Here is a 2,635-nt window from a genome sequence, read left to right on the forward strand (position 1 = left end):
CGCATGTTCCGGATCATCGGCCTCGCGTTCACCACGAAAATCACGAATCTCATCGACTCGCCGTTTAGCAAGCGATGGGGTGGTTCGAGCCATTCCACGGTGGATTACAAGGTGAAGAAATAATGGCTGTCTCCGTTCGCCGAGCGAAGGCCGACAACGGCTATCGAAAGGAGCCAACGGCGGTGAAGTTCGTGCCGTACTCCTACCACGTCACCGACCAGATCGTTAGCACGATAGCGAATGAATATTTGATGACGTTCCGAGTCCGAGGCCGGTCGCACGAATGCGCTTCAGACTGGGAGCACATCAACTGGCGTCGCGACCTGAACCAACTGTTCAAGACGGTGGGCAACGAGCACGTCAAGTTTTGGGTGCACCTGCATCATCACCAGACGGACCGTTACCCGGAAAGCGAGTTTGCCGCGACGTTCGCCCGCGAGCTGGACCGCAAGTACCGCAAGCGCTTCGAAGATGTGCCCTTGATGACCAACGACTGGTACCTGACGGTCGTGTACAACCCCGTCGGCGACTTCACCCAGAAGTTTCTTGCGCGATTCGAGCGCCCGTCGCGCGATGATCTGCTGGATATCCAGGCCGAAGCAATCGCGAGCCTCGAAGATATCGCCTCTCAGATCACCGGTTCGATGCGCGCCTATGGCATCGAAACACTCGGTGTGTACTTCCGTGACGAGCGGGGCAACCGCATCAGCGCAACTGAAGTCGAGGAATCCGACGATGAGCCGGACCCCGAGGACATTCTGGCTGAACCGGACACCGCCGCCGCGCACACTGCGCCCGCCTTGCACGTCGTGCCGCCCGCAAGTCGCCAGTTCGCGTTTTCGAGCGCGCTTGAATTCCTCAGCTTCCTGGCCAACGACGAATGGCAACCCGTGCCGGTCACGCGAGAGCGGGTCCGCGAAAGCATGTTGTACAACCGTACCGTCAGCTCGCTTTTCGGCGACGTGATGCAGAGTCGCCGCATCGACTCGGACAAGTACATCGCGGGCGTTGAGGTGGTCGACTTTCCCGAGGCGACCGAGCCCGGCCAACTTAACTTCCTGATGGAAGCGGATTTTGAGTTCGTGCTGTCGCAGCAGTATTGCTGCATGTCGAGCATGGCCGCAAGCGTGTTCCTGTCCCATCAGGAAAAGGCGATGCTCGAAACGCGGGACAAGAGCCGCTCGCAGATTGCGCAAATGGCCGACGCTGCGGATGACGTGGTCTCCCGGCGCGTGACGATGGGCTGGTACTACGGGTGCCTGCACGTCACCGCCGACACGCCGAAGGTAGCGCAGCGTCGTGCGCGAGCGGCGCGCGTAATGCTGAATTCGTGCTCGATTGTCGCGGGATCGATTGGCCTCGCGTCGAACGCCGCATGGTGGTCGCGGCTGCCGGGAAACCACGCGCTCGCACCGCGTCCGGTGCCGATCAACAGCATAAATTTTCTGTCGTTCGCGCCGTTCCATAACTTCATGGTCGGCAAGCCCGATGGCAACCCGTGGGGGCCAGCCGTCGCGCTGCTCAAGACCGTCACGGGCACGCCTTTGTTCTTCAACTGGCATTCTTCGCCGATCAATGAAAACTCGCTCGGCAAGCGTCCGCCTGGTCACACGATCGTGCTTGGCAAGACGGGCTCCGGCAAGACGACGTTGCTCAACGCCTTACAGACATTTTCTATCAAGTTCAAGCCTCGTCAATTTATCTATGACGTAGGGCTTGGCATGTATCCACTCGTGGCTGCGCTCGGTGGCTTATACACCGTTCTGCGCGACGGCGAGCCGACCGGCTGGCAGCCGGCGCAGCTCGCACCGACGAAGGCGAATATTCGTATGGTCAAGCGCCTGGTGCGAATCTGTGCCGAAACCTCGCTCGAGGGACCGATTACTCATGACGAAGTCAAGCAAGTCAACGATGCCGTTGAGGCGGTCATGGGCGACGAATCACTGTTCAAGCAGATTGAGACTCGGACGTTCACGGCGATCGTACAGAACATTCCGCGTCCGTATCAGGTGGGCGCGGGCGAGCGGCCGTCACTCGCGTCGCTGCTTGAGCCGTGGTGTCGTGGTGGCGAGCACGGCTGGTTGTTCGACAACGATTCGGACGAACTGGATCTGAATCAGCGGGACGTATTCGGATTCGATCTGACGGACTTTATTGTGGGCTCAGGTCAAAAGGCGCCGATCGCGCGCACGCCGCTGCTCATGTATTTGCTCTATCGCGTCCGGTCATCCATCGATGGCACACGGCGCGTCATTCAAACGTTTGACGAGTTCGCCCAATACCTTGACGACCCAATCATCACGCTCGAAGTGAAGCGAGGCCTGAAAACCGATCGGAAGAAGGACTGCATCTACGTTTTCGCCACACAGGAAGCGAACGACGCGCTCGACAGCACGATCGGCAAGACCATCGTGCAGGCGTGCGTGACCAAGGTGATGCTCTACAACCCGGAGGCCACGCCCGCCGACTACCTCGACTACCTCAAGCTCACACAGGCCGAGCTCGACGCCATGCTGTCCATCCCAGAGGACAGCCGCCAGTTTCTGGTCAAGCAGGGCAACCAGTCGGCTCTCGCGGTCATGGACCTCATCGGCATGGACGACGAGATCGCGATCCTTTCCGGCACGCCCGACAA

The 2,635-nt window shown here is 59.8% G+C and carries 1 protein-coding gene; it reads left to right on the top strand.

What is annotated here, in order from left to right; genetic code table 11:
* Nucleotides 1–122: 122 nt before the first annotated feature.
* Nucleotides 123–2,635: VirB4 family type IV secretion/conjugal transfer ATPase (locus AWB78_RS42095; RefSeq protein WP_062613180.1), on the top strand; the 2,513-nt coding region annotated here is incomplete at its 3' end.

It is taken from the genome of Caballeronia calidae (assembly GCF_900044055.2).
Taxonomy (GTDB): domain Bacteria; phylum Pseudomonadota; class Gammaproteobacteria; order Burkholderiales; family Burkholderiaceae; genus Caballeronia; species Caballeronia calidae.